This is a genomic window from Rhizobium pantanalense, from assembly GCF_030182525.1.
Taxonomy (GTDB): Bacteria; Pseudomonadota; Alphaproteobacteria; order Rhizobiales; family Rhizobiaceae; genus Rhizobium.
On the sequence record NZ_JAQJCH010000012.1, the window covers coordinates 86,831 to 111,693 of the forward strand.

Sequence of the window (24,863 nt, forward strand, 5' to 3'; positions counted from 1 at the left end):
GTTTGCGCGGCGGCCGGAGAAACTCAGTCGACGCCGGTCGTCCTTACCACTTCACTCGCAGTCCGACATTGCCCTGGAACGTTCGCTGATGTTCGCCGCTGACATCGAACCGATAGTCCGCCGTCGCAAAGACGCTGAAGGTTGTGTTGACGGCATAGACCACGCCGCCGCAAACCTCCATCGAGGTGCCCTTCATCGAAGTATTCATCGAGCTCGGGATATGCCGAGGAGGGAAAGCACGTGGCTAACGTTTCGCGCGCGTTGAGCGGGCAACTCCTCAATGCCACAAACCATGAGTTCTGGAGAGAGAAGCACGCTCATCGTGATATCTTCAAATCAGCTGGCGATTCCGCAGCGCTTCGATACGATATAGCGTCATCGCTCTGAAGTGAAGTGCTTTTTCCCCCTGTTGCCGCGAAGTGGCGCGGTAAGACATTCGCGCGTTAGGTCTTTGAAAACAAGACGACCTGCGTTTTGATCTCTTCTTCGTCCATCTCTAGAATACGATAGCCGAATGTCCCCGTATCGGCCTCGAGACGTTCGGAATGCTTGACGATCTGATAGGAGACCGCTGGCGAGACATATTGTCTGATGTTTGCCTCCCGGGCTTCGTCGATCATGTGGTAGTGACCGCAGAACAGGGATATCCGGCAATCCATGCCGATCAGAAGCGATCTGACCTCGTCCCGATCGCGCAGGGCTGCTCCGGTTCTATCTATCGGCGTGTCGAGCGGCAGGATCGGATGATGCAGAAAGATCGCGGCCCGCTTCACACCCTTGAGTTCGCGGGCGAGCCACTTGCTCTGGCCGTCGCCGACGGCGTTGTCGGACGTATCGAGGAAAATCCGTTTCAAATGCGGATCTTGCTGCGAGTAGCACAGTTTCCCTGCCACGGTACTGCCGCCCATGTCGTAGTCCGGCGCGACATTGCCGTAAGTATCGTGATTGCCGAGGATGAGCGACACATCGAAGGCATAAGCGCGCAGGAGTTCGAAAAAGCTGCCGACCGAATGTGCGGTGCCGATATCGCCGCCGAAGACGACCCTGGAAATGCCCTTGCGAGCGATGTCGTCGAGGACCAAGCGGAGGTGGTGCTCGTGCTCTTGCGGCGTCTCTTCATAGCCCATTTTGTCGCCGGCAATTTCGGTCTTGGTGACCAGCTTCTGGCCGAGATGGGTGTCGGTGAAAAAGGCGAGGATGGTCTTTGTCATGGGTCGGTTCCGCGGCAATTGCTTGAGCGGTCAGTCTAGGATGGCAATCTGCTCCAATGCTTCGATACGTGTCGAAGCATGCGAACTATTTCGGTGTTATGGTGCAGCCTGATATGAAGAGACCTAGACATGACGACCCAGCCGAATATAGCAGCCGTTGCCTTTCTGATTGCCGATCCCACGCGGGCCGCCATGCTGTCGGCGCTCCTCGATGGTCGGGCGCGGCCAGCGGGCGAGCTTGCCTACGCTGCCGGCGTGACGGCACAGACGGCCAGTTCCCATCTTGGCAAATTGTTGGCCGGCGGGCTGCTGGCCGTGGAAACCGAGGGGAGGCATCGATACTATCGTCTCGCCGGTTCCCATGTCGCGCTGGCGCTCGAGACCCTGGCCTCGATCAGTCCGGCGGAATCGGTGCGAAGAAAGCCACTGACCCGGGATGCGCAGAAGCTTCGGTTTGCGCGCTGCTGCTATGATCATCTGGCCGGCCGGGTCGGGATCGCCGTGACTCATGGGTTATTGGAGAAGGGGTTCCTTGTCGCGGCCGAAAAGAAGCGGTTCGAACTTACGCCTGATGGTGCGAAGTGGTTCGACTGCATGGGCATGAACACGGCAAGCATCAGACCCACGCGCTACGGGCTTGCCCGGCAATGCCTCGATTGGACGGAGAGAGAACATCATCTTGCCGGACTCCTTGGCGTTCATTTGACCAACCTCCTCTTCGCGGAGGGTTGCATCCGGCGGGCGCCGTCGTCCCGCGCCGTTGACGTGACGCCGAAAGGCTGGAAGGTGTTGAAGGAGCATTTCGGCATTCAAGAACAAGCCTTGCTCTGACGGGGGGTCTGCTGCATTGACTTCATTTCGACAATAGATGATTTTGGTAGGCCATATTATGGTATCCGAAGATCGAGGGTGCGGAAATGAATGATGATGCGCAGGGCGCCGCAATTCGCGTGGAGCGTCCGACGAAGACGTTGCGGGAGCTCGCCCTCGACAAGGTGCGGGAGGCGATCATCAACGGCTATTTCCGCCCGGGCGACCGCCTGGTCGAACGCGATCTTTGCGCGCAGCTCGGCGTCAGCCGCACGATCGTGCGCGAGGTCCTGCGCCATCTCGAATCCGAAGGCCTCGTCGCCAATCTTCCGAACAAGGGACCGATCGTCGCCCAGCTCAATCATGACGAAGCCAAGCAGATCTACGAGATCCGTGCCGCACTCGAAGGGATGGCGGCACGGCTTTGCGCCGAGCAGAACAATCCCGCGATCGCCGATGCCCTGGACAAGTCGCTCGAGGACATAAGGCATAGCTACCGCGAGAAGGATATGGCCGGCGTGCTCGCCCATACATCGTCCTTCTATCAGACGCTGTTCAGCATGGTCGACCGCCATGTCGCCTGGGGCGTCGTCAACCTTCTGACCGTGCGCATCAATCACCTGCGCTCCATGACGATCAAGACGCAAAATCGCGATGTTCAAGGGCCTGCGCAGATGGCGCGTATCGTCGATGCTATCAGGCGTGGTGACGGCGATGGTGCCTATCAGGCGGCGATGGATCATGTCACCAGTGCAAGCGCCATCGCCCAGGCCGTGCTTTCCGGGCGGCAGCCGATCGATTGATTTTTCGCCAAGGCCATGAAGATGACGGCTTCCTCTTCCTTTCTCGGCTTCCCGGACCGCTTTGACGATGGTCGTCTGCCGCATGTGGTGATCTTCGGCGCCGGTCACGGCAGCACCTATCCCGGCAAGGACAGCAGCGGCCATGCCCTGTCGGCCGGGGCAATCCGGGACGCCAGCGGGGAGGATGCCGGGCTGATCGAACACTGGGATTTCGATCTCGGCGGTCCGCTGTTCGACGGCAAGCCAGCTTGCTGCGTCGATGCCGGAAACATCGAGACTGTCATGCACGACAATGCCGGCAACCGCGATCGGATTCAGGAAAAGACGCGCGAGATCCTGGCATTGCCGGCCGTGCCGATCCTGCTTGGCGGCGATTGTTCCGTCACGATCCCCTTCATCGCCGGCTTTGCGGATGAGGGGCCGGTCTGGATCTTGCAGATCGATGCCCATATCGACTGGCGCGACGAGTTGCATGGCGAGCGCTACGGTTATTCAAGCCCGATGCGGCGGGCAAGCGAGATGCCACATGTCGCCGGAATGGTGCAGGTCGGTCTGCGCAGCGTCGGCAGCGCCCGTCCTTCGGATGTCGAGACGGCACTGCGCTATGGCAGCTGCTTTGTCACGGCCCGCGAGATCCACGCCCAAGGGGTCGAAGCCGCTCTTCGGCATATTCCGGAGGGAGCTCGAGTCGTCGTGACCCTGGACTGCGACAGCATCGATCCCGGCATCATGCCGGGCGTGGCGGCGCGGACCCCCGGCGGTCTCACCTATACGCAGGTCATCGACCTGATCGCCGGCCTAGGCCGGCGGGCTGACATCGCGGGGTTTGATCTGGTGGAGCTCTATCCTCCCGCCGATATCGATGGCCTTTCGGCCCTGACCGCCGCGCGCATTGTCGTCAATGCAATCGGCGCTATCGTCCGCCAAGGGTAACGCCGGCGAAATTCCCGCGGTGTGAGGGGCCGACTTGCAGGACGCCGGACGATACCGGTGGGCGTCACACCTCATCACATTATCGTTTGCCTGGTGAAGCGGGTTGACTCTCCCACGCCTTCAGGGTGACGGTATACCATAATAATGAATACAAAAGCGGAATATTGACAGGTGAAGATATGCGACGACAGGCATCGCTTGTCGCTGCTATCGATAAGGCGCTGATATAACTGGTCATTTCTGATGTGCGGCAGGTTTTTCAGTCCGGTCGCTTAAAGATGCTTGACAGTCTTATATTATGGCATACCATCATACATAATCCTAGATGGGAGTGAGCCGTGGGCCTTCAAATCCGAAAAACCGTCCTGCAGATCGAAACGACGCTTGTCGAAGGGGGGAAGGCGGCAGTGACGCCGTTGAAGCTCTTTTCGGCCTGCGCGATCGTCAAAAATCCCTGGGCCGGCCGCGGCTTCGTTGCGGATCTGAAGCCCGAGATTCATGCCGCTGCGCCTGTTCTCGGTGAATTGCTCACCAAGATGATCATCGATGCGGTCGGATCGGGCGAGGCGGTCGAAGCCTATGGCAAATCGGCCGTCGTCGGTCTCGATGGCGAAATCGAACATGCATCCGCGCTGATCCACACCCTGCGGTTCGGCAATCACTATCGCCATGCCGTCGGCGCCAAATCCTATCTCGCTTTCTGCAACACGCGCGGACCGGCCAATGCACCGATCATGATCCCGCTGATGGACAAGAATGATGAAGGCCGTCGTTCGCATTATCTGACGATCCAGACGTCGGTCCCCGATGCGCCTGCCGCCGATGAGATCGTCGTGGCTCTCGGCGCCTCCGTCGGTGGGCGGCCGCACCATCGCATCGGCGATCGTTACCAAGACCTCAAGGATCTGGGGCAGGACGCCTCCAATCCGGCCGGCGTGTAAGGATCGGATGTCTGGATGCCGGCGATGGAAACCATGGACCAGAGCAAGCCCGATCATCTGAAGACGGAAGGTTTGCTCCGCAAACACACGGCAGTCGGCACGGCCTATCATGAGGTCGGCAAAGGCGAGCCACTGGTTCTGATCCACGGCGTCGGCATGCGGCTTGAAGCTTGGATGCCACAGATCGAGGTTTTTTCTCGTAGCCAGCGCGTCATCGCCGTCGATATGCCGGGCCATGGGGAAAGCGTTGGTTTGCCCTCCGGCAGCAAGCTGGAAGCCTTCGTCGCCTGGTTCGGTGGTTTTCTTGATGAGATGGAACTCGGCAAGGTCAATGTTGCCGGCCATTCGATGGGTGCGCTCGTTGCAGGAGGGGCTGCCGCCACCTTCGGTAAGCGGATCAAGCGGGTCGCCTATCTCAATGGTGTCTATCGGCGCGATCCCGAGGCCAAGGCGGCCGTGCTGGCGCGCGCAGCCGCAATACCGATTTCAGGTGTCGACAAGGAAGGTCCGCTGCTGCGTTGGTTCGGCGATGATGCTCAAAGTGGAGTCGCGCGGGAGCTCACGCGGACCTGGTTGGGCCTTGTGGATCCGAAAGCTTATGCCACTGCCTATGCGGCTTTTGCCGGCGGTGATGAGACCTATGCCGATCGCTGGCCGGATGTCGGAGCACCTGCGTTGTTCCTGACGGGTTCGGACGATCCGAATTCGACGCCGCGGATGGCGGAGCAGATGGCTGCGGCTGCACCCAAAGGCTGGGCGCGCATCGTCGAAGGCCACCGCCATATGGTGAACCTGACGGCGCCTGAAATCGTCAATGAGCTGCTTGCCGAGTGGCTTTCATGCGGGGAGGACGCAAGATGACGACACAAGATTTCGATCCACGGGCGTTGCGTGACGCCTTCGGCGCATTTCCGACCGGTGTGACGGTCGTCACCGCACGCGATCAGGCGGGTCTGCCGCTCGGCTTTACAGCCAATTCCTTCACATCGGTCTCGCTCGATCCGCCGCTTCTTCTCGTCTGCCTTGCCAAGACCTCGCGTAATTTCGCGGCCATGACGAGCTCGAAGCACTTTGCCATCAATGTGCTGTCGGAAACGCAGAAGGCCGTCTCCAACACCTTTGCTAGGCCCGTTGAAGATCGGTTTGCCGCCGTCGAATGGAATTCTGGGGTAAATGGTTGTCCGATCCTTGCCGATGTCGCCGCTTGGTTCGAGTGCGCCATGGAGCAGGTGGTCGATGCCGGCGACCATGTCGTCCTGATGGGTCGTATCGTCTCGTTCGACAATAGCGGCCGCAATGGCCTCGGCTATGCCCGCGGCGGCTATTTCACGCCGATCCTGGCAAGTGAGGCAGTCTCCGCCGCTGCGGAAGGCAATATCGAGCTTGGCGCGGTGGTCGAGCGCGATGGCGAAATCCTGCTGCTTGGCCATGATGTTCTTGCTCTTCCGAATTGCGAGGGCCGGGAGGGAAGCCCAGCCGACATTCTCGGTCAGTATTTGCAAACGCTCACCGGCCTTACCGTGACTGTCGGCTTTCTCTATTCCGTCTATGAAGGCAAGAGCGACGGCAAGCATCACATCGTCTATCGGGCCTTTGCTTCACAAGGTGAGCCGCGCGAGGGCCGGTTCCTCAAGCCGGATGCACTCAAGACCGCGCATTTCAAGACCAGCTCCACGGCCGATATCGTCTCCCGCTTCGCGCTGGAAAGCCAGATCGGCAATTTCGGGGTCTATTTTGGCGATGAGACCTCCGGCATGGTGCGGCCGGTTTCCGGGAAGGCGGTACAAGCATGAAATTCTCTCTCTTCGTTCACATGGAGCGCCTCGACGCGAACCAGACGCATAAAAGCCTCTATGAGGAGTTCGTCGCGCTGTGCGAGATCGCCGACAGGGGCGGCATGCACGCGATCTGGACGGGCGAGCATCACGGGATGGATTTTACCATCGCACCGAACCCTTTCGTGACCATCGCCGATCTGGCGCGGCGGACATCGCGGGCAAGGCTCGGAACGGGAACGGTGATCGCGCCCTTCTGGCATCCGATCAAGCTTGCCGGTGAAGCCGCCATGGCCGACATCATCTGCGACGGCAGGCTCGATATCGGCATTGCCCGCGGCGCCTATTCCTTCGAATATGAGCGATTGTTGCCGGGTCTCGACGCCTGGGGCGCTGGCCAGCGCATGCGCGAGCTGATCCCGGCTGTCAAAGGCATCTGGCAGGGGGATTACGCCCATGAGGGCGAATTCTTCAAATTCCCGTCGACCACTTCAGCGCCGAAGCCGCTGCAGCAGCCGAACCCGCCGATCTGGGTTGCCGCGCGCGACCCGAATTCGCATGAATTCGCCGTCGCCAATGGCTGTAATGTCCAGGTGACGCCGCTCTGGCAGGGTGACGATGAAGTCGAGGCGCTGATGGGGCGGTTCAACGATGCCTGCGCCAAGAGCCCGTATATGGAGCGGCCGAAGATCATGCTCCTGCGCCATACCTATGTCGGCTCGTCCGAGGACGACATCGCGCGGGCCGCTCACGAGCTCAGCGTCTACTATAACTACTTCTTCGCCTGGTTCAAAAACGAGAAGCCGGTCCATCAGGGCCTGATCGAGCGGATTCCGGAAGAGAATATTCGCGCCAATGCCATGCTGTCGGATGCGGTCATGCGCAGCAACAATGTCGTCGGCGATGCCCAAACCGTGATTGCCCGACTGAAGGCCTATCAGGCGATGGGCTACGACGAATATTCCTTCTGGATCGACACAGGCATGTCGTTCGAGCGCAAGAAAGCCTCGCTCGAACGCTTCATCGCCGAAGTCATGCCGGCATTTCAGGAGTAAACGACGTGCAGCGCTTCCAGCACTATATCGACGGTGAGTTTTCGGATGGAGAAGCCCGCTTCCAGAGCATCGATCCCGCGACTGGCGACGTCTGGGCCGAGATGCCAGAGGCGCGCGAGGTTGATGTCGACGGGGCGGTCAATGCCGCCGAGAAGGCACTTTACGAAGGCCCCTGGGCGAAGATGACGGCGACGCAGCGTGGCAAGCTTCTCTACAGGCTTGCAGACCTCGTCGCGGCCAATGCGCGGAAACTTGCCGAACTGGAAACGCGCGACACCGGCAAGATCATCCGTGAGACCTCGGCGCAGATAGCCTATGTCGCCGATTACTATCGCTACTATGCCGGCATCGCCGACAAGATCGAGGGCTCCTATCTGCCGATCGACAAGCCGGACATGGATGTCTGGCTGCGCCGCGAGCCGGTCGGCGTCGTTGCCATGGTCGTGCCCTGGAACAGCCAGCTCTTCCTGTCGGCGGTGAAGATCGGCCCGGCGCTCGCCGCCGGCTGCACCATGGTCGTCAAGGCGTCCGAAGATGGGCCAGCGCCCTTGCTCGAATTCGCGCGCCTGGTCCACGAAGCGGGCTTTCCGGCCGGCGTCGTCAACATCATCACCGGTTTTGGCCCTTCTTGCGGCGCGGCACTCGGGCGGCACCCCAAGGTCGCGCATATCGCCTTTACCGGCGGACCGGAGACGGCACGCCATGTCATCCGCAATTCGGCCGAGAACCTTGCTTCGACCTCGCTGGAACTGGGCGGCAAATCGCCCTTCATCGTCTTTGCCGATGCCCATCTCGAGAGCGCCGCGAATGCGCAAGTCGCCGGCATTTTCGCGGCGACCGGTCAAAGCTGCGTTGCCGGCTCGCGGCTGATCGTCGAGGCCAGCGTCAAGGACGCCTTTCTGTCGATCCTCAAGCGCAAGGCCGAGGCGATCCGCATCGGTTCGCCGCTCGACATGGCAACGGAGGTCGGCCCGCTCGCCACGAAGCGCCAGCAGGATCATGTGGCCACTCTCGTCGAGAAATCCATTGCGAGCGGCGCTCGGCTGGTCACCGGCGGCCAGAAGCTAGACGGCGTGGGTTATTACTTCCCGCCGACGATCCTCGATTGCGATGGTGTCAACTCGCCGTCATTGGCCGAGGAATTCTTTGGACCGGTTCTGTCGGTTGTCTCGTTCGAGAGCGAGGCAGAAGCGTTGAGGCTTGCAAACGACACCCGCTACGGCCTGGCATCCGGCGTCTTCACCCAGAACCTGACGCGCGCCCATCGCCTGATGAAGGGCATCCGCGCCGGCGTCGTCTGGGTCAACACCTATCGCGCGGTATCGCCGATCGCGCCCTTCGGTGGCTTTGGCCTTTCCGGCCATGGCAGGGAAGGCGGGCTTGCGGCGGCGCTCGACTATACCCGCACCAAGACGATCTGGCTGCGCACATCAGATGATCCGATCCCCGATCCCTTTGTCATGAGGTGAGGCCGATGTTTTACGAGATCCGCACCTACCGGCTGAAGAACGGCACCATCCCGCAATATCTGCAGGTCGTGGAAGAGGAGGGGATTGCGATCCAGAAGGCGCATCTCGGCAATCTTGTCGGCTACTTCTACTCGGAAATCGGTGTCATCAACGAGATCGTTCACATCTGGGCCTATTCAAGCCTCGATGATCGCGAGGCGCGGCGCGGGCGGCTGGCCGCCGACACCAATTGGCAGGCCTTCCTGCCGAAGATCCGCGACCTGATCGAACAAGCGGAAAACAAGATTATGAAGCCCGCCGGTTTCTCCCCCTTGGGGTGAACGGGCGGGTGCGTAAGGCATGCTTCTAAAAACTGAAAAACAAGGACAAGGGAACATGAAAGCAAGAATTGCACTCGCGGCCTTTGCCGCAATGATGGCCGCATCCATGCCCGCCAAGGCCGACACCATCGTCTTCACGAGTTGGGGAGGAACGACGCAGGATGCGCAGAAGGTCGCCTGGGCCAACCAGTTTACTGAGAAGACCGGTATCGGCGTCATGCAGGACGGTCCAACGGATTACGGCAAGCTGAAAGCGATGGTCGAAGCCGGCCAGGTGAGCTGGGATGTCGTCGACGTCGAGGGTGATTATGCCGCGCAAGCCGGCAAGGCGGGTCTGCTCGAAAAGCTGGACTTCTCCGTCATCGACAAGTCCAAGCTCGATCCGCGTTTCGTCAGCGACTACTCCGTCGGTAGCTTCTATTATTCCTTTGTCATCGGCTGCAACGCCGATGCGGTCAGCGCCTGCCCGAAGACCTGGGCCGATCTCTTCGACACGAAGAAATTCCCCGGCAAGCGGACCTTCTACAAATGGTCCGCGCCGGGCGTCATCGAAGCGGCGCTCTTGGCCGATGGCGTTCCCGCCGACAAGCTTTATCCGCTCGATCTCGATCGTGCCTTCAAGAAGCTCGATACGATCAAATCCGATATTGTCTGGTGGTCGAGCGGCGCGCAATCGCAGCAGCTGCTGGCGTCGGCCGAGGCGCCTTTCGGCAGCCTCTGGAATGGCCGTATGACCGCGCTTGCCAACAGCGGCGTCAAGACGGAGACCTCCTGGAGCCAGAACATCACGGCTGCGGATTCCCTTGTCATCCCGAAGGGTGCGCCGAACCTCGAAACGGCGATGAAGTTCATCGCGCTCGCGACCTCGGCACAGTCGCAGGCCGATCTGGCCAAGGCTACCGGATACGCGCCGACCAACCTCGGCTCGGCGAAACTTATGGACCCTGAGATAGCCAAGACCTTGCCGGACCAGCAGACCGCCAACCAGGTCAATGCCGACATGAATTATTGGGCCGCGAACCGAGATGCCATCGGCAAGAAGTGGTACGCCTGGCAGGCGCAGTAAGCGGCGGAGATGACCAGACCACCGCGGAAAAATCTCCGCGGTGGGGCAATGCGAGGTCCAGGCCCGCGAGTAGCGATCGCTGCCCGTCGGCGCCCGTGGTGGGAAAGGATTGCCATGTCGACATACATAGACGTTGCGGACGAGGCCGCACCGGCGCGCAAGGCGGCAAGGCCTACCGGATTTGCCCAGGTGGCGCCGGCTCTCGCTTTCGTCGCGATCTTTTTCATCTTTCCGGTCATCGCGCTGCTTTTGCGCAGCATGATGGAGCCGGCATTCGGCTTTGGCAATTACGCGGAATTGCTGGGCTCCGAGACCTATCTGAAGATCTTCGGCAATACCTTCATCGTATCTGGTGTCGTGACCGTCCTGTCGCTGCTGATCGGTTTTCCCGTCGCGTGGACGCTGGTGATCATGCCTTCGCGCTGGTCTTCGGTCGTCTTTGCGATCCTGCTGCTGTCGATGTGGACCAATCTGCTAGCGCGCACCTATGCCTGGATGGTGCTTTTGCAACGCACGGGATTGATCAACAAGGTGCTCATTGGCATGGGCCTGATCGATAAGCCGCTTGCCCTCGTCAACAACCTGACCGGCGTGACGATCGGCATGACCTATATCATGCTGCCCTTCATCATACTGCCGCTCCACGGCGTCATCAAGAAGATTGATCCGGCCGTGCTGCAGGCGGCAGCACTCTGTGGCGCCAGCCGTCTGCAGTGCCTCACTCGCATTCTGATACCGCTTGCCGCTCCCGGCATGATGGCGGGAGCCTTGATGGTGTTCGTCATGTCGCTCGGCTACTACGTCACGCCGTCACTGCTTGGCGGTACCGCAAACATGATGCTCGCCGAACTCATCGCTCAGTTCGTGCAATCACTCGTCAATTGGGGCATGGGCGGCGCGGCGGCCTTCGTCCTGCTCGTCGTCACTTTGACGCTCTATGCCGTCCAGCTGCGGCTCTTCGGCGTTCAGAGCACGGGAGGACGCTGAGATGCTGCTGAATTTCGATCGTCTCGGGTGGTGGAAATATGTGCTGCTTGCTATCACCGTCCTGACCGCGGCCTTTCTTCTTCTGCCGATCCTGTTCATCGCCGCCTTGTCCTTCGGCTCATCGCAATGGCTGATCTTTCCGCCGCCGGGCTGGACCTGGCGCTGGTACGCAGAACTGCTTTCCGATCCGCAATGGCTGGCTTCCGCCTGGACGAGCTTCAAGATCGCTTCGATCGTCACCGTGCTTTCGGTGCTGCTCGGTCTTGTGACCTCCTTCGGCCTGGTGCGCGGGAAGTTCATGTTTCGCGATGCGCTGAAGGCACTGTTCCTGACGCCGATGATCCTTCCCGTCGTCGTCTTCGCCGTCGCTCTCTACGCCTTCTTCCTGCGAATTGGGCTGGGCGGCACCTTGGTCGGCTTCGTGTTGTCCCATCTTGTCCTGGCGCTCCCCTTTTCCATCCTCTCGATCACTGGCGCGCTCGAGGGCTTCGACAAGTCGATCGAGGATGCCGCCGTGCTTTGCGGCGCGTCTCCGCTGGAGGCGAAAATCAGGGTCACGCTGCCCGCCATCAGCCATGGATTGTTCTCCGCGGCCGTGTTCTCGTTCTTGACGTCCTGGGACGAGGTGGTCGTTGCGATCTTCATGGCGAGCCCGACGCTGCAGACGCTGCCCGTCAAAGTCTGGGCTACGCTCCGGCAGGACCTGACGCCAGTGGTTGCTGCCGCCTCCACTCTTCTCATCCTATTGACGGTCATGTTGATGACGCTGGCCGCGACCGTGCGCAAGGTTCTAAAAAAATGAGCGAATCCTTCCTGAAGATCAAAGGTATCCGCAAGGAATATGGTCCCGTCGTCGCAGTCCACGACGTCAATCTCGAGGTCAAGCGCGGCGAGTTCCTAACCTTTCTCGGCCCCTCCGGCTCGGGCAAGAGCACGACGCTTTATATCCTCGCCGGTTTCGAGAACCCGACCAGGGGCGATATCCTGCTGAATGGCGAGACGCTACTGTCGACGCCGTCGCACAAGCGCAATATCGGCATGGTGTTCCAGCGCTATACGCTATTTCCGCATTTGACTGTCGGAGAGAATATCGCCTTTCCGTTGAAGGTTCGCCGCAAGTCGAAGGCAGAGGTCGACAGCCGGGTCAGGGAAATGCTGCGTCTCGTCCGCCTCGAAGGCTTCGAGGACCGCAAGCCCGCGCAAATGTCAGGCGGCCAGCAGCAACGCGTGGCTCTTGCAAGGGCACTCGCTTATGATCCGCCGGTGCTTTTGATGGACGAGCCGTTGTCGGCTCTCGACAAAAAATTGCGCGAAGAGATCCAGCACGAGATCAAAAGGATCCACGAGCAGACCGAGGTAACGATCCTCTATGTGACCCACGATCAGGAAGAGGCCCTGCGGTTGTCCGATCGTATCGCCGTCTTCTCCAAAGGCATCATCGACCAGATAGGAACCGGCCCGGAACTCTATGCCAATCCACGCACGCGCTTTGTCGCCGAATTCATCGGCGACAGCGACTTCATCCCCTGTCATCTGCTTTCATCGGACAATGGCCAGGCGACGATCTCACTCGGCGACAAGATCATCTTCGACAGCATCCCGGTTCACGGCCGACCGACATCGGGGAGCAAAGCGGCATTGATGTTGCGGCCGGAACGCATCCGGCTCGGGCGCAAGGCGGGTGTGAGCAAGGGCCTCAGTGCGACGGTCAACGATATCACCTTCCTCGGCAACAACGTGCATGTGACCACGCGGATTGCCGCCGGCGAAACCCTGTCCGTGCGCCTGCCCTTCGGCCACGAAGCCATCTCGGGTCTCAGCCGCGGCGATAATGTGCATCTGGAGTTCGATCCCGATGCCGCGCATGTCTTCTGCTAGCGCTGGCCGGGTCGGCGTTCTCGACGCACGATGAAGACAGCCGTGCGAGGGCGGCAGCCCTATTTGCGTCAGAGTGCGTTCTATGACCATGCAGCGCTTCCTGCGTTTATGTCGCGCAGCAGCCAGCCGTTTTTCATCAATGAAAAATACCCTGCAGATTTGGCTGTTTATCGCTCAGGCATCTCTTCCTATGTCTGCCTGCAACGATAGATGACCGTGGAGGACGACATGCTGACCAAACCCGATAGCGCGACCACAATGACGCTCTGGAATGACCGGGAAATTCCACGCCTGGGCATGGGATGTTGGGCAATCGGCGGACCGTTTTACGCTGGCGATGTGCCGCTCGGCTGGGGTGATGTCGATGATGATGAATCGGTCCGTGCTATCGACCGGGCGGTGGATCTTGGCATTCGCTTCTTCGACACCGCCTCGAATTACGGGGCTGGGCATTCCGAGGAGGTGGTCGGCAAGGCGATCGGCAATCGCGACGATATCACCATCGCCACCAAATTCGGCTTCGCGACGGACGAGAAGACCAAGCAAGCCACGGGCGCCTTTTCCGATCCTGCCTTTATCCGGCAGTCCGCTGAGACGTCATTGCGCCGCCTGCGCCGCGATCGTCTGGATCTGCTGCAGTTCCATCTTAACGATTTTCCGCTCGAAGCTTCTGACGAGGTATTTGAGACACTCGAAGCGCTCAAGGCCGAAGGCAAGATCGATGCTTTCGGCTGGAGTACGGACTATCCGGACCGCGCCGCACGTCACGCGCATCGCGCAGGGTTCGTTTCGGTTCAGCATACGATGAACGTCTTCGAGCCGGTTCCGGCGATGATCGATGTCATCGAGCATAATGGTCTGATTTCCATCAATCGCGGTCCGCTCGCCATGGGGCTGCTCAGCGGCAAGTTCACACCTGACAAGGCTGTCGGCGAAAAAGATGTGCGTGGTGCGAGCCTCGACTGGATGGTCTACTTCAAGGACGGCAGGATTGCTCCCGAATTTGCCGCGCGCCTGGAGGCGGTCCGCAATCTGCTGACTGAGGGCGGCCGCACGCTCACACAGGGCGCGCTTGCCTGGTTATGGGCGCGTTCGCCGCGCACACTGCCAATTCCCGGCTTCCGCACGGTTGCCCAAGTCGAGGAAAACGCCGGAGCCTTGGCCAAGGGACCGCTGCCGGCAGATGTGATGGCGGCGGTCGATCAGGCGCTGGCGGGTCTCCAGCCATCGCTCCATGAATAGGATGATGGGTTAGGCCTCTTTGCCGTCGTGTCGCGGCTGCAATAACCCGGCGGCAATGCGTCCTCAGTTGGAATTTCATTTTGGCCGCAGGCAATCGTAACCGCGAAAGATAAATCTCGTGGATTTCAGCGGCTGGTGGTCTGGATTGGAAGGGTCGTTGTTCAAACATTAAGAGTTATCTCTACAGCTCGTTGAAGCGCTCTCGCGCGTGACTTGAACTGCTCGCATCATCATGGATCCGCGAAAGCAAAGGTGAGACCTTGTCACAGCCTTAGGTCAATCACGCCGGGGGGTAATCATGATCACCGCGACGCCGGTCAGGATCACTGCAATTCCAACCAGGGAAATCGGCGTTGGCTTTTCGCCGAGCACAGCCCATCCAAGCATGACGCCGACGAGTGGATTGACGTAGGCAAAGGTTGAGGCAACGGCCGGCGAATAGATTCTCATCACCGCGATATAAGCGAGGAGGCTGATGACAGAGCCGCATATGACCAGATAAAGAAACGCTGCGACCTGGGAGGGGGAGAGATCTAGCGGCGGCATGAGTGCTATGCCATTCGCCGAGCAGATGCCGGTCAGAACGATCGCCGCAGCGAGTGTCTGGAGCCCCGCGGCCCAGATCGGCGAGATCGCCGTGAACAGCGGTTTCTGGATCAGGCTGCCGAGCGACCATGTGAAGCCTGCAGCGCAAAGCACGAATGCCAGCCAGACGGAGTATCCGGCCTCGACGGATGGAGAGTTGGCCAGGAATACAGGTGGGCCAACGACGAGAAGCAGGCCTAAGAGTCCGATTGCGAGCCCGGCGACGGTGCTGCGCGAGGGCCGCGTGCGTTCGATGATGCTGGAGATCAGCGTCGTCCATATCGGGATCACGCCCATTGCCATGACAACGAAGCCGGAAGCAGCATGGCGCGAGGCGAGTGTGGCTAGCCCGTTGCCCGCCACCCACATGGATATGCCGGAGGCAGCGCAGATTGCCAGCTGTCGCGTCGAAAGCCGTGGCAGGCGCCTCGTGCGGGCAAGGCCAATGGCAATCAGTAACAGAGCTGCCGCCCAAATTCGCCAGGTCTGCAGTTGCAGCGGCGCGATGGCGGGCGGCCCGGTGACGGTGATCTTCACCGCAAAATAGGTGCTTCCCCAGACGATGTAGACGATCAGCAGATTGCCGATCCCGCTCCACGAGGCGCCGTGAGGTCGTTCCTGGTCAATGGCGGCCATGATCAGCCTTCCCGCATGAAGATGCGCGCGAGGCCTTCCTTCATCGTGTCCATGGCATCGGTGGCGCTGATCCGGATATGGTCGCCCATGATCCGCGACGCTGTCTGCCCGTCTCGCTTCAGCATCGCATCGGCAATGCTTTTATGTTCGGTATAGGTAGTCGAGAGACGCCGGTGCTTTTCAACCTCGATCTGCCGGACGAAATGAATACGGGTATTGATCCCCTCGATCATCTTGGCCAGCTCGGGATTGCCGGAAAGCTGGGCGATACGCATGTGGAATTCTTCGTCCTTGGCCGTCAGGTCCAGGCTGGACAGGGAATCTGCCATGGCGGAGGTCTTCTGCCACCAGTCAACCAGTGTCCGAAGTTCCTGTTCCGAGGCCTTTTGCGACGCCAGGAACACGGCTCGTTCTTCCAGCAGGATACGGACATCGGTCAGATTGAGGATTTCCTCGACGTCAAAGCCCCGGCAGAAGAAGCCACGATTGACCTGAAAGGTGATCAGCCCTTCGGTGACGAGGCGCTGCAGCGCCTCGCGGATGGGGCTGCGGCTCACCTGCATCTTGGCCGCCAGTTCCAGTTCGTTGATCCGTTCGTTCGGCTTGAACCGGTATTCCATCGCCATGCGGCGGATTTCCTCATAGACACGAGGTCCGGTTTTCGCGAGTTTCGGTGCCAACACGTCTTGATCCTTGAGGTTGTGATGGTATGACGGCCAGACCATTGCGCTCATGCCATGCAACCTGTCAATTGAAACCGGTGCGGCCATGCCCGGATGACCGTCCCGAGCGGTGTCAGATGCCGGCGATAACGGCAATTTCGACGGCAAATTGCGGAGCGGCGAGCCTGGATTCGACGCAGGCGCGTGCCGGCGTGTTGCCGGGAGCGATCCAGGCATCCCAGACCGCGTTCATCTCGTTGAATGTCGCAATGTCCGTCAGCCAGATCGATGCGGAAATGAGCTTGCTCTTGTCCGATCCCGCTTCAGCCAGAAGCTCGTCGGTCTTGGCGAGAATGTCGGCCGTCTGGTCGGTGACGGACGCGCCGGGAGCGCGCAAGGCGACCTGGCCGGCGAGAAAGACTAGGTTTCCATAGGCGACGGCCTGTGACATGCGTGGGCCGATGCCAAATCTGGTGATCTGGTTCATGCTGTCTCCTTTGGTAGGTTGGAATTGCTGCCGCTTTCTTTTCAGGCGGCGACGCGGGGAATGGTGTCGAGAGTGACCGGAGAGCTTCGTCCTGACATCAGGTCGGCGATGATCCGCGCAGAGCCATGCGACATCGTCCAGCCGATATGGCCGTGGCCGGTATTGAGCCATAGATTGTCGATGTCCCGTCGCCCGAGGACGGGCAGGTTGTCGGGAGTCATGGGCCTGAGGCCCGCCCACATATGGGCCCGATCATAAGCGATACCCTTGGGAAACAGCGAGCGGGTCACGTCCATCATGAAGGCGAAGTCGGAGGGCTTATGCGACCGGTCGTAGCCGGCGAACTCCGCCGTCGCGGTCACGCGGATCGCATCGCCCATCGGCGTTATCGCGACCAGATTGTGTTCGTCGAGGACAGGCACCTTCGGCGCCAGCTCCGGATCGGTGATCGGAATGGTCAGCGAATAGCCTTTGATCGGGTAGATCGGCAGTGACAGCCCGATCTTGCGGGCAAGCAGGGGGCTTTCGCTGCCGAGGCTGAGCACATAATTATCCGCGGTAAACTCGCCCTTGCTGGTGAGCACCCGGCTAATCCTGTTGCCACTGCGCTCGAGCTTCAGGATTCGCGTATCGGTCAGGATACGCCCGCCGCGGCTGCGAACGATCTCCGCCAGCGCCTTCGTGAATTTCGACGAATTGCCAGTCTCGTCCGTCGGGCAGAGTATTCCGCCGGCGATCAGTTGGCGTGAGTCGAGCAGGGCCGGTTCGCGGCGGACGATTTCGTCGGCATCGATGACACGGATCTCCTGGCCGTCGCTCTCCAAAAGCCGCATGTTGCGAATGCCGGTTTCGAGGGCCGTTTTGTTCCGGTGAAAATAGATGATTCCGGACGTCGTGCGGTCATAGATCATTGCTTCACGGGTGACGACATCCCGCAAGACCGATTGAGAATGGATCGCAAGGCGATGCTTGCGAAGCGTATTCAGCCTTGCCTTCTCCGCCGTGCACTCCATCAGGAAGCGCATCGACCAACCGTAGAGATGCGGATCGGCCGACAGGCGGAACCTCAGCGCCTGGTTTTTCATAAAGAGCGATTTCAAGAGGATCTTCGGTGCTGCCGGTGACGACCAGACGAAGGAATGGCCAGGCGCGATCATGCCGGCATTTCCCCAGCTCGTGCTCTCGGCCACTTCCTTTTCCTGCTCCAGGACAGTCACCTCATATCCGTCCTGGAGCAATTGGTAGGCCGTGGTAATGCCGACGACACCGCCGCCGAGGATCAGAGCATGCATCAAAATTTCCTTTGTCGAATTGATTGTCGACAATTATGCGTGCCAATAACTCGCTGTCAACAACGTTTATATCGCACAAAACCCCCGTATTTTGTCAGAGAAATGGCGCCTGGAGATGAGTGCGTTGCAAAAAAAATGTTGCGCCGCACTTGACGAACAAATTTATTGTCGTTTCTATTGTCGACAATAAATTCTTACAAAAAGGGGTACGCCATGAAGAGCATTTTATTGAGTGGCATTTTCGTTCTGGGTCTGTCCGCAGCAGCCTATGCGCAGGAAGCGGTTATCGGCGCGATCCTTCCGCTTTCCGGCTCAAGCGCGACGCAGGGAGAAGACCAGCGGCGAGGCATGGAACTGGCGCTGGAGAAGATCAATGCCGATGGCGGTGTCTTGGGTCATCCGCTCAAAATCGTCACGGAGGATTCCGGCGGCCGCACGGCCACTGCACTGGACGCGGCCAAGAAGCTCGTCACCGTCGACAAGGTGCCGGTCGTCCTCGGAGAGTTCTCGTCCGGCATTACCATTCCGATTGCCCAGTATCTGCTGCAGCAGGATCGCGTGCACATCAATATCGGCAGCTCCAGCACCCAGATCCGCACCCTGGGCAAGGGCGCTTTCAGTGTCATCGGCCTTGATGATGTCTCCGGCGCCTTCGCCGCGCAGGACGTTTTTGCCGACGGCGCTAAGAAGGTCGCGGTCATCGCCCCGAACAATGCCTATGGCCAGGGTATCACCAATGCCTTTGCCGCCAAGTTCAAGTCGCTCGGCGGTGTTATTACCTCCACGGTCCTCTATACGGAGGGGCAGACCACCTACCGCCGGGAGCTGCAGCAGCTCGCCGCCGGCGAACCGGATCTCTATGTCTATACGGCCTATGGCAAGGAATCGGCCACCATCAACCGGGAGAGTTTCGAGCTCGGTCTCAATGACAAGAAGTGGTACGGACTTTATCTGACCATGTGCACTGCCGACAGCGATGCGCAATATGTCGAGGGTCAGATCGGCATGGACCTGAATTATATCGGCGGCAATGGCGCCGACTATCAGAAGGCCTATGAGGCCAAGTTCAAGGGTAGCTTCACCTCGACCTTCAATGGCTTTGCCTATGACGGCGTCATGCTGGTCGCAGCCGCCATCAACAAGGCTAACTCGCTCGACCCGAAGAAGATCGAAACGGCGATCGCCGACATCGGCAAGAGCTACGAGGGTGTCACGGGGCCGATCGTTCTCGATGCCGATGGCCAGCGCAGTGCCCAGCCCTATCTTCGCCTGAAGGTCGAAAGCGGCAAGGCCGTTGCCACCCAGTAAGCGAGAGGACGCCGGCGACAGGGCCTCGGCCCCGGTTCCGCCGGCGCTTGGACTTCTTTCCGTTTGAACTGGGCGAAATCATGTTTCAATTTCTTGTCGACGTGCTCATGCGTGCCTGCGATCTCATGCTCGTGGCGATCGGCATGAGTGCCGTCTACTCGCTGATGAAGTTTCCCAACATCGCACTGGTCCAATATGCCGCCACCGGTGGCGTGCTGGCGATCGTATTGCAGAAGACAGGCATGCCCGTCGTCATCGCGATCGCCTTTGCTGTTCTGCTGACGGGCCTGCTTGCCGTCATCTTCAACGAATTCCTGTTCAATCGCATGCTGAAGATCGGCTCCTCGACAGCGATGATCGGATCGCTCGCTGTCAGTATGATCTTCTCGGCCGGGTTTCTCGTCACGGTCGGACCCAGCCCAAGCCGCTTTGCGATGCCGCTTTCGCGTCCGGTCCGGATCCTCGATGCGCGTATCACCGAGCCGCAGCTTCTCAGCTTTGCCATCGTTGCCGCCGCGATCGGCATGTTCGCGCTCCTCTATTTTCGCACCGATCTCGGACGTTGCATGCGCGCGACCTCAACCAACGAAGTGCTGGCCGATGCCACCGGTATCAACACGGCCCGGATGAAGACGATCATCGTTCTGATCAGCGGCGTCATGGCCGCGCTTGGCGGCGTCGCCATCGCGCTCAAGGGGGAAGTCGACATCCAGATGGGTATGGATCTCCTGTTGCCGGTTTTCGCTTCCGCCATTCTGGGTGGCCTTGGCAACCCGTTCGGCGCCATCGCCGGTGCATTACTGATTTCATTTGCGGAGACGGCGGTGACCGCCGTCAATTTCGGTCCGCTGCTCGGGCAGGTCGTCGCCTTCCTGCCGGTTGCCTATGCCAGCGCCATTTCCTTCCTCCTGCTTGTTGCGGCCCTTCTGTGGCGCCCGCGCGGCCTTTTCGTCAGCGAGGTCAAGCGTGTCTGATTTCATCGTTCATGTCACCATCATGTCCGGCCTCTATGCGCTGCTCGCACTGAGCCTCAACCTTCAGGCAGGCTTCGGCGGCCTGATGAATTTCGGCCAGATCGGCCTCTTTGCCTGCGGCCTCTATGGCGCAGCCATCGCCTTCCAATTCGATTTAAGCGCCATCTTCGGATTTGCGTTTGCCATCGTCGCAGCCGCTCTGCTGGGCTGGGCTTTCGCCAGCGTTGGCCGAAACCTCCAGGCGGATTATTGGGGCATCGTCACGCTGGCGCTGGCCGAAGTGATCCGGATCATCGCGACGAATGAGGATTGGCTGACTGGCGGCGCACAGGGCATTGGCGGCATTCGGCCGTTCTATTTCGATCTCGACAGCCAGACACGTCAGATCGCAATTCTCCTTACGGTTCTTGCGCTTGTCCTTGCGGCCGCTCTGCTCTGCCGTCATCTCATTGGCGGGCGTTATGGCCTGTCGATCAAGATCATGCGCGAAGAGCCACAACTCGCCGCGTCGCTCGGCTACAATACGATCACGCTCAAACGCCAGCTGATGGCCGTATCGAGCGTGCTTGCCGCGATATCAGGCTTTCTGTTTGCACATTATATCAGTTTCGCCGGTCCGGAGCAGATCGACAGTTCGGAGACCTTTCTGATCTGGGCGATGATCGTGGTCGGCGGTCTCGGCAACAATATTGGTGCCATCGTCGGCGCATTTCTGCTGCAGTTCGCCTTCGCCTTCATTCCCTTCGTCAAGGACTGGATCGGTCTGCCGACGGAATATGTGGCTGCCGGTCGGCTGTTTCTGACCGGTGGCGGATTGATCATCTTCATTCTCTGGCGCCAATCGGGCATCGTGCCTGAACGTGTGGGAGGGGGCCGTTATGTCTGAGCCGGTCCTCACTCTTGAAGGCATCGCCAAGTCCTTTGGCGCCAATCAGATCCTCGCCAATGTCGGCTTCAGCATCCGGCCCGGCGAGGTCGTCGGCCTGCTCGGCCCGAACGGATGCGGAAAATCCACGCTGCTCAACCTCATTTCGGGGGTGTTTCCCGCCGATGCAGGACGTGTGATATTCTGCCGCGAAGACATTACCGGCCTGGGCATGGATCGGATTGCCCGCAGAGGGCTGGTCCGCACCTTTCAGCTCCCCTCCATGCCCCGCAGGATGACCGTTGCCGAACTGCTCTACGCAGCATCGGCGCGCAAGGCGGGCTTCCGCAGCCTGTTCCGGCGAGAAACCGACGAGAAGGCGGAAATCGACGGTCTGCTGGACGATCTGGCGCTGTCACATGTCCGCCATCTGCCGGCTGCCTCGCTGTCCGGCGGGCAGAAGAAGCTGCTGTCAATCGCACTCGTCCTGCGGGCATCGCCCCGGATGATCTGCCTCGACGAACCGACAGCCGGTGTGCATCCCAATCTGCGCCATCACATGATCGGGCTTCTGCAGCGCATCCGGGCCTCCGGCATCACGCTTTTGATCATCGAGCACGACATGCATTTCATCCGCGAACTATGCACCCGCTGCGTCGTGATGGATCGCGGCGCGGTGATTGCGGACTGCCTGCCGTCTCAGCTCACATCCAACGAGCAGGTCGTGGAAGCCTACCTTGGCAATGCCAGACAGAAGAGGGCGATGGCATGATCGAAGTTAGCGAGGTCAGGGCCGGTTACGGCGACGGGCCGGATATATTGAACGGCATTTCGCTCAAGGCCGAGCCGGGCAGGATCGTCACCATTCTCGGCCCGAATGGGTGCGGCAAGTCCACCTTGTTGAAATGCATCGCTGGATTTGTCCGCCCGCGGGCGGGCCACATCCGCATGTCGGGCGAGATTGTCACCGATGTCGAGACCTATCGCAAGGTTCGGCATCACAGGGTCGGCTTCGTGCCCCAGATGGACAATGTCTTCGCGACGATGACGGTCGCGGAAAATATATTGCTCGGCGGCCGCCTGATGGAGAGAAGGGACAGGGAGCGCCGTTTCGATGCGCTTCTTGACCAGTATCCGAGCCTGGCTGCCAAGAAGAACAGGCGGGCATCTGCCCTGTCCGGCGGCGAGCGGCAGTTGCTGTCCCTTGCCCGGGCGCTGATCTTCGAACCATCCATTCTTCTTCTGGACGAACCCTCGGCCGGGCTTTCGCCGCGCATGATGCACGACGTCTTCGAGGCGATCGCCGATATCAGGCGCCGGGATGGTCCCTCTATCCTGATGGTGGAACAGAATGCCTTCGAAGCGCTGCACGTCTCCGACACCGCCTATGTCCTGTCGCTCGGCAGCGTCGCGATCGAGGGCGCTGCCAGCGACCTCCTTGCTGATCCGGCAATGCGCTCGCTCTATCTCGGCGGCGACAAACACTGAATTTCATTTTCCCATTTTCCGGAGACATATCCAATGACCATCCATTCGCCATCGTCCGCAGCCCCCCTGGCCGTCAACAAGGAAGGGTTGCCTTTCGAGATCGACGAAGGCATCGGTACGCTTGCCAATCTCGGTCTGCTGGTTCTCAGGACCGATCAGACGATCGAGGATGAATTTCGCTTCGCACTGCCGTCATCGGACGTGGCGCTCTATGAAGCGCGGCTCTACAGCGACGTCGAGATCACGCCGGCCAATCTGATGAAGATGTCGGACGAGATTCCCGGGACGGTTGGCCTGCTGCCGGATGTGGAATTCGATGTGATCGGCTTTGCCTGCACGTCCGGCTCGCTCGTCATCGGCGAGGAGCGCATCACGGAGCGCGTGCACGAGGTTCTGCCAGGCGTGAAGGTGACCAATCCAGTCACCGCCGCTCGCGCCGCGATGGAAGCGCTTGGCGCCCGACGCATCGCGCTGCTCACGCCCTATATGCCGGAAATCAACCACTCCCTGCGGCTCTCGCTGATGGCGCGGGGAATGGATATCCCGGTCATGGGCTCCTTCCATGAGCCGGACGACAATCGTGTCGCGCGCATCACTTCGGCTTCGATCGAACGCGCCATTCTTGATCTTGGACGTTCGGATGAATGCGATGCGGTCTTCGTATCTTGCACCAGCCTGCGCGTCGCCCGCATCGTGGCGCAGGTCGAAACCAAGCTCGGCAAGCCGGTAACCTCAAGTAATCATGCACTCGCCTGGCACATGTTGCGGCTTGCCGGATATGACCGGCCGATGCTCAATCTCGGCCGCCTGTTCGAGCTTACGGACCGGCCAAAGCCTTGAATGCCCTTCTATTCCGAAGAATCTTTCGGCCCGGCCAAAAGCGTAATCAGCGAAGCAGCTGGAGGTGGAAAGTGCCTTGTCCACTTCAACGAGTGGCGGCTGAATGTAGTAAGCGGTCGCCGAGGCGACCGCTAGCAGGCCAACAGCGCAATCGCTGAGTTACTGCTATCAAAGTTTTTTGCTCTGGAGCCAGCGTCGGATGACCTGGATGAGTTCTTCCTTGTGCTCCAACGGCAGCCAATGCCCGCAGCACAGACTCGCCACGGTAAGGTCTCGACAGGCTGCACGCATCGGGTCGCCCTGACGATTTCCGTTGATGCTGCAGATCTGATCGAAGTCGCCGTTGACGAACAGCACCGGCTGCGACAGTCGGCCCCCATTGGGCGCCTCGCGAGCGTAGGCAGTGTTGGCGTCACCGTTCAGATACAATGCGCAGGTAGGGCGGAAGCCGCGAAGCTTGAACGCGCGCACCAGCTCTTCGAAGTCCACCGGCGGCCACAGTGCCGGGTCAGGCTGAGTGGGCGGGGCTCGGTGTGCGGCGCCGAAGCGCCCACCGTTGCGCGTGACTTTCGCGGATGGCGAAACCTTGCCGACGGCGGCAGGGCTGCCCGATCGAAAGATCGATGCCAACGATGCTTCCGCGTCCGCGTCGAGGTCAGCCACCGCCGACTCGAAATGCGTCGTGTAGTAGCGGTAGTAGTCCCATTGGCCGTCCGGATATTGGTCGGCGGGGTAAATCGTTCGATCGACCAGCGGGACGAGCGTGGGCAGGGCGTTCCCGTCGGGAAAATACGCCCACGAGATCAGTACGACGCCACGGCAGCGCTTCGGCTCATGCGCGGCCAACGCACCGGCTACGATGCTGCCCCAGTCGTGGCTAACCCAGATTGCAGCCTCGCGGTCAAGGTGGTCATGGAGCTCAGTCATGTCCGCCACGATTTCCTCGATGGTGTAGGCATCGTTGGCTGCAGGTGCGAAAGAGCTGCCAAAGCCGCGAAGATCAGGAGCGATGCAGCGCCACCCGTCGGCGGCGAAGGCGTTCATCTGGGCGCGCCACATCAAACCTATGCTCGGCCAGCCGTGGAGGAAGATCATCAGCGGTCCATCGGCCGGCCCGCATTCGATGTAATGCGTTGTCTGACGGGACGTGCTGCAAGTGCGTGAAACCAGCGTTGGTGAGGGTGAGGGCGTCTCCCCTGCTACGCCTGGCAGGACGGCTACACCGCTCCCGATGGC

At 60.1% G+C, this 24,863-nt stretch carries 27 protein-coding genes; 20 read left to right on the forward strand and 7 right to left on the reverse strand.

What is annotated here, in order from left to right:
- Positions 1-43: 43 nt before the first annotated feature.
- Positions 44-196, reverse strand: coding sequence for an autotransporter outer membrane beta-barrel domain-containing protein (locus PH558_RS26880; RefSeq protein ID WP_158225483.1), 153 nt, complete (start codon positions 194-196; stop codon positions 44-46).
- A gap of 247 nt (positions 197-443) precedes the next feature.
- Positions 444-1,211: a metallophosphoesterase family protein gene (locus PH558_RS26885; RefSeq protein WP_285207641.1), complete on the reverse strand. Its 768-nt coding sequence runs from the start codon at positions 1,209-1,211 to the stop codon at positions 444-446.
- Positions 1,212-1,340: 129 nt separating this feature from the next.
- Between PH558_RS26885 and PH558_RS26890 the strand changes: the two genes are divergently transcribed.
- The 14 genes from PH558_RS26890 (at position 1,341) to PH558_RS26955 (ending at position 14,490) form a co-directional block, all read left to right on the forward strand.
- On the forward strand, positions 1,341-2,042 hold the full coding sequence (locus PH558_RS26890) for an ArsR/SmtB family transcription factor (RefSeq protein ID WP_285207647.1): 702 nt from the start codon (positions 1,341-1,343) through the stop codon (positions 2,040-2,042).
- A gap of 86 nt (positions 2,043-2,128) precedes the next feature.
- The gene (locus PH558_RS26895) at positions 2,129-2,824 is read left to right on the forward strand and encodes a GntR family transcriptional regulator (protein WP_095438506.1); all 696 of its coding nucleotides are present in this window, start codon (positions 2,129-2,131) and stop codon (positions 2,822-2,824) included.
- 21 nt (positions 2,825-2,845) lie between these two features.
- A complete protein-coding gene (locus tag PH558_RS26900; RefSeq protein WP_285207648.1) occupies positions 2,846-3,757 on the forward strand; it encodes an agmatinase in 912 nt (303 codons plus the stop codon).
- A gap of 338 nt (positions 3,758-4,095) precedes the next feature.
- Positions 4,096-4,698 carry an amino acid synthesis family protein gene (locus PH558_RS26905; protein ID WP_113409864.1) on the forward strand — a complete coding sequence of 201 codons (603 nt, stop codon included), beginning with the start codon at positions 4,096-4,098 and terminating at the stop codon, positions 4,696-4,698.
- A gap of 24 nt (positions 4,699-4,722) precedes the next feature.
- Positions 4,723-5,559 carry an alpha/beta fold hydrolase gene (locus tag PH558_RS26910; protein WP_483314193.1) on the forward strand — a complete coding sequence of 279 codons (837 nt, stop codon included), beginning with the start codon at positions 4,723-4,725 and terminating at the stop codon, positions 5,557-5,559.
- Positions 5,556-6,491, forward strand: coding sequence for a flavin reductase family protein (locus PH558_RS26915; protein ID WP_285207655.1), 936 nt, complete (start codon positions 5,556-5,558; stop codon positions 6,489-6,491). Before PH558_RS26910 ends, PH558_RS26915 begins: the two co-directional genes overlap by 4 nt.
- Positions 6,488-7,528 (forward strand): LLM class flavin-dependent oxidoreductase, encoded by a 1,041-nt coding sequence (locus PH558_RS26920; protein WP_285207656.1) that lies wholly within the window; start codon positions 6,488-6,490, stop codon positions 7,526-7,528. Before PH558_RS26915 ends, PH558_RS26920 begins: the two co-directional genes overlap by 4 nt.
- A 5-nt stretch (positions 7,529-7,533) precedes the next feature.
- Positions 7,534-8,997 (forward strand): aldehyde dehydrogenase, encoded by a 1,464-nt coding sequence (locus PH558_RS26925; protein WP_285207657.1) that lies wholly within the window; start codon positions 7,534-7,536, stop codon positions 8,995-8,997.
- 5 nt (positions 8,998-9,002) lie between these two features.
- Positions 9,003-9,317 (forward strand): NIPSNAP family protein, encoded by a 315-nt coding sequence (locus PH558_RS26930; protein WP_285207658.1) that lies wholly within the window; start codon positions 9,003-9,005, stop codon positions 9,315-9,317.
- Between the two features lie 55 nt (positions 9,318-9,372).
- Positions 9,373-10,383: an ABC transporter substrate-binding protein gene (locus tag PH558_RS26935; protein WP_285207659.1), complete on the forward strand. Its 1,011-nt coding sequence runs from the start codon at positions 9,373-9,375 to the stop codon at positions 10,381-10,383.
- 114 nt (positions 10,384-10,497) lie between these two features.
- The gene (locus PH558_RS26940) at positions 10,498-11,370 is read left to right on the forward strand and encodes an ABC transporter permease (RefSeq protein WP_285207660.1); all 873 of its coding nucleotides are present in this window, start codon (positions 10,498-10,500) and stop codon (positions 11,368-11,370) included.
- A gap of 1 nt (position 11,371) precedes the next feature.
- Positions 11,372-12,172, forward strand: a complete 801-nt coding sequence (locus PH558_RS26945) for an ABC transporter permease (RefSeq protein ID WP_095438497.1) — start codon at positions 11,372-11,374, stop codon at positions 12,170-12,172.
- Positions 12,169-13,248, forward strand: coding sequence for an ABC transporter ATP-binding protein (locus tag PH558_RS26950; protein ID WP_285207661.1), 1,080 nt, complete (start codon positions 12,169-12,171; stop codon positions 13,246-13,248). The genes PH558_RS26945 and PH558_RS26950 overlap by 4 nt, the downstream gene beginning before the upstream one ends.
- Before the next feature lie 228 nt (positions 13,249-13,476).
- Complete coding sequence (locus PH558_RS26955) at positions 13,477-14,490, forward strand: aldo/keto reductase (protein ID WP_285207662.1); 1,014 nt, start codon at positions 13,477-13,479, stop codon at positions 14,488-14,490.
- 276 nt (positions 14,491-14,766) lie between these two features.
- Here the strand turns inward: PH558_RS26955 and PH558_RS26960 are convergent, their stop codons facing one another.
- The 4 genes from PH558_RS26960 to PH558_RS26975 form a co-directional block, all read right to left on the reverse strand.
- The gene (locus PH558_RS26960) at positions 14,767-15,711 is read right to left on the reverse strand and encodes a DMT family transporter (RefSeq protein WP_285207663.1); all 945 of its coding nucleotides are present in this window, start codon (positions 15,709-15,711) and stop codon (positions 14,767-14,769) included.
- A 2-nt stretch (positions 15,712-15,713) separates the two neighbouring features.
- Positions 15,714-16,445, reverse strand: a complete 732-nt coding sequence (locus PH558_RS26965; RefSeq protein WP_285207664.1) for a GntR family transcriptional regulator — start codon at positions 16,443-16,445, stop codon at positions 15,714-15,716.
- 61 nt (positions 16,446-16,506) lie between these two features.
- Positions 16,507-16,860 (reverse strand): RidA family protein, encoded by a 354-nt coding sequence (locus PH558_RS26970; RefSeq protein ID WP_095438493.1) that lies wholly within the window; start codon positions 16,858-16,860, stop codon positions 16,507-16,509.
- 41 nt (positions 16,861-16,901) lie between these two features.
- Positions 16,902-18,152 carry a D-amino acid dehydrogenase gene (locus tag PH558_RS26975; RefSeq protein ID WP_095438492.1) on the reverse strand — a complete coding sequence of 417 codons (1,251 nt, stop codon included), beginning with the start codon at positions 18,150-18,152 and terminating at the stop codon, positions 16,902-16,904.
- 213 nt (positions 18,153-18,365) lie between these two features.
- On the opposite strand from PH558_RS26975, the gene PH558_RS26980 reads away from it, so the two are divergent.
- The 6 genes from PH558_RS26980 to PH558_RS27005 all read left to right on the forward strand — a co-directional run bounded on the left by PH558_RS26980 (position 18,366) and on the right by PH558_RS27005 (position 23,627).
- Positions 18,366-19,460 (forward strand): ABC transporter substrate-binding protein, encoded by a 1,095-nt coding sequence (locus PH558_RS26980; RefSeq protein WP_285207665.1) that lies wholly within the window; start codon positions 18,366-18,368, stop codon positions 19,458-19,460.
- An 80-nt stretch (positions 19,461-19,540) separates the two neighbouring features.
- On the forward strand, positions 19,541-20,434 hold the full coding sequence (locus tag PH558_RS26985) for a branched-chain amino acid ABC transporter permease (RefSeq protein ID WP_285207666.1): 894 nt from the start codon (positions 19,541-19,543) through the stop codon (positions 20,432-20,434).
- Positions 20,427-21,320, forward strand: coding sequence for a branched-chain amino acid ABC transporter permease (locus PH558_RS26990; RefSeq protein ID WP_285207667.1), 894 nt, complete (start codon positions 20,427-20,429; stop codon positions 21,318-21,320). The genes PH558_RS26985 and PH558_RS26990 overlap by 8 nt, the downstream gene beginning before the upstream one ends.
- The gene (locus PH558_RS26995; RefSeq protein ID WP_113409841.1) at positions 21,313-22,071 is read left to right on the forward strand and encodes an ABC transporter ATP-binding protein; all 759 of its coding nucleotides are present in this window, start codon (positions 21,313-21,315) and stop codon (positions 22,069-22,071) included. The genes PH558_RS26990 and PH558_RS26995 overlap by 8 nt, the downstream gene beginning before the upstream one ends.
- On the forward strand, positions 22,068-22,787 hold the full coding sequence (locus PH558_RS27000; RefSeq protein WP_285207668.1) for an ABC transporter ATP-binding protein: 720 nt from the start codon (positions 22,068-22,070) through the stop codon (positions 22,785-22,787). Before PH558_RS26995 ends, PH558_RS27000 begins: the two co-directional genes overlap by 4 nt.
- 33 nt (positions 22,788-22,820) lie before the next feature.
- Positions 22,821-23,627, forward strand: a complete 807-nt coding sequence (locus tag PH558_RS27005; RefSeq protein WP_285207669.1) for a maleate cis-trans isomerase family protein — start codon at positions 22,821-22,823, stop codon at positions 23,625-23,627.
- Between the two features lie 168 nt (positions 23,628-23,795).
- On the opposite strand, the gene PH558_RS27010 is transcribed toward PH558_RS27005, so the two are convergent.
- Positions 23,796-24,722: an alpha/beta hydrolase gene (locus PH558_RS27010; protein ID WP_285207670.1), complete on the reverse strand. Its 927-nt coding sequence runs from the start codon at positions 24,720-24,722 to the stop codon at positions 23,796-23,798.
- Between the last annotated feature and the right edge of the window lie 141 nt (positions 24,723-24,863).

What these genes read in the sequence shown, in the direction of transcription:
- PH558_RS26955 (WP_285207662.1), top strand. Translation starts at nt 13,477, where the DNA reads ATGCTGACCAAACCCGATAGCGCGACCACAATGACGCTCTGGAATGAC.
- PH558_RS26935 (WP_285207659.1), top strand. Translation starts at nt 9,373, where the DNA reads ATGAAAGCAAGAATTGCACTCGCGGCCTTTGCCGCAATGATGGCCGCA.
- PH558_RS26985 (WP_285207666.1), top strand. Translation starts at nt 19,541, where the DNA reads ATGTTTCAATTTCTTGTCGACGTGCTCATGCGTGCCTGCGATCTCATG.
- PH558_RS27000 (WP_285207668.1), top strand. Translation starts at nt 22,068, where the DNA reads ATGATCGAAGTTAGCGAGGTCAGGGCCGGTTACGGCGACGGGCCGGAT.
- PH558_RS26895 (WP_095438506.1), top strand. Translation starts at nt 2,129, where the DNA reads ATGAATGATGATGCGCAGGGCGCCGCAATTCGCGTGGAGCGTCCGACG.
- PH558_RS26975 (WP_095438492.1), bottom strand. Translation starts at nt 18,152, where the DNA reads ATGCATGCTCTGATCCTCGGCGGCGGTGTCGTCGGCATTACCACGGCC.
- PH558_RS26930 (WP_285207658.1), top strand. Translation starts at nt 9,003, where the DNA reads ATGTTTTACGAGATCCGCACCTACCGGCTGAAGAACGGCACCATCCCG.
- PH558_RS26900 (WP_285207648.1), top strand. Translation starts at nt 2,846, where the DNA reads ATGACGGCTTCCTCTTCCTTTCTCGGCTTCCCGGACCGCTTTGACGAT.
- PH558_RS26915 (WP_285207655.1), top strand. Translation starts at nt 5,556, where the DNA reads ATGACGACACAAGATTTCGATCCACGGGCGTTGCGTGACGCCTTCGGC.
- PH558_RS26910 (WP_483314193.1), top strand. Translation starts at nt 4,723, where the DNA reads ATGGAAACCATGGACCAGAGCAAGCCCGATCATCTGAAGACGGAAGGT.
- PH558_RS26880 (WP_158225483.1), bottom strand. Translation starts at nt 196, where the DNA reads ATGAAGGGCACCTCGATGGAGGTTTGCGGCGGCGTGGTCTATGCCGTC.
- PH558_RS27005 (WP_285207669.1), top strand. Translation starts at nt 22,821, where the DNA reads ATGACCATCCATTCGCCATCGTCCGCAGCCCCCCTGGCCGTCAACAAG.
- PH558_RS26970 (WP_095438493.1), bottom strand. Translation starts at nt 16,860, where the DNA reads ATGAACCAGATCACCAGATTTGGCATCGGCCCACGCATGTCACAGGCC.
- PH558_RS26980 (WP_285207665.1), top strand. Translation starts at nt 18,366, where the DNA reads ATGAAGAGCATTTTATTGAGTGGCATTTTCGTTCTGGGTCTGTCCGCA.
- PH558_RS26960 (WP_285207663.1), bottom strand. Translation starts at nt 15,711, where the DNA reads ATGGCCGCCATTGACCAGGAACGACCTCACGGCGCCTCGTGGAGCGGG.
- PH558_RS26920 (WP_285207656.1), top strand. Translation starts at nt 6,488, where the DNA reads ATGAAATTCTCTCTCTTCGTTCACATGGAGCGCCTCGACGCGAACCAG.
- PH558_RS27010 (WP_285207670.1), bottom strand. Translation starts at nt 24,722, where the DNA reads ATGATCTTCCTCCACGGCTGGCCGAGCATAGGTTTGATGTGGCGCGCC.
- PH558_RS26890 (WP_285207647.1), top strand. Translation starts at nt 1,341, where the DNA reads ATGACGACCCAGCCGAATATAGCAGCCGTTGCCTTTCTGATTGCCGAT.
- PH558_RS26945 (WP_095438497.1), top strand. Translation starts at nt 11,372, where the DNA reads ATGCTGCTGAATTTCGATCGTCTCGGGTGGTGGAAATATGTGCTGCTT.
- PH558_RS26965 (WP_285207664.1), bottom strand. Translation starts at nt 16,445, where the DNA reads ATGAGCGCAATGGTCTGGCCGTCATACCATCACAACCTCAAGGATCAA.
- PH558_RS26940 (WP_285207660.1), top strand. Translation starts at nt 10,498, where the DNA reads ATGTCGACATACATAGACGTTGCGGACGAGGCCGCACCGGCGCGCAAG.
- PH558_RS26995 (WP_113409841.1), top strand. Translation starts at nt 21,313, where the DNA reads ATGTCTGAGCCGGTCCTCACTCTTGAAGGCATCGCCAAGTCCTTTGGC.
- PH558_RS26950 (WP_285207661.1), top strand. Translation starts at nt 12,169, where the DNA reads ATGAGCGAATCCTTCCTGAAGATCAAAGGTATCCGCAAGGAATATGGT.
- PH558_RS26885 (WP_285207641.1), bottom strand. Translation starts at nt 1,211, where the DNA reads ATGACAAAGACCATCCTCGCCTTTTTCACCGACACCCATCTCGGCCAG.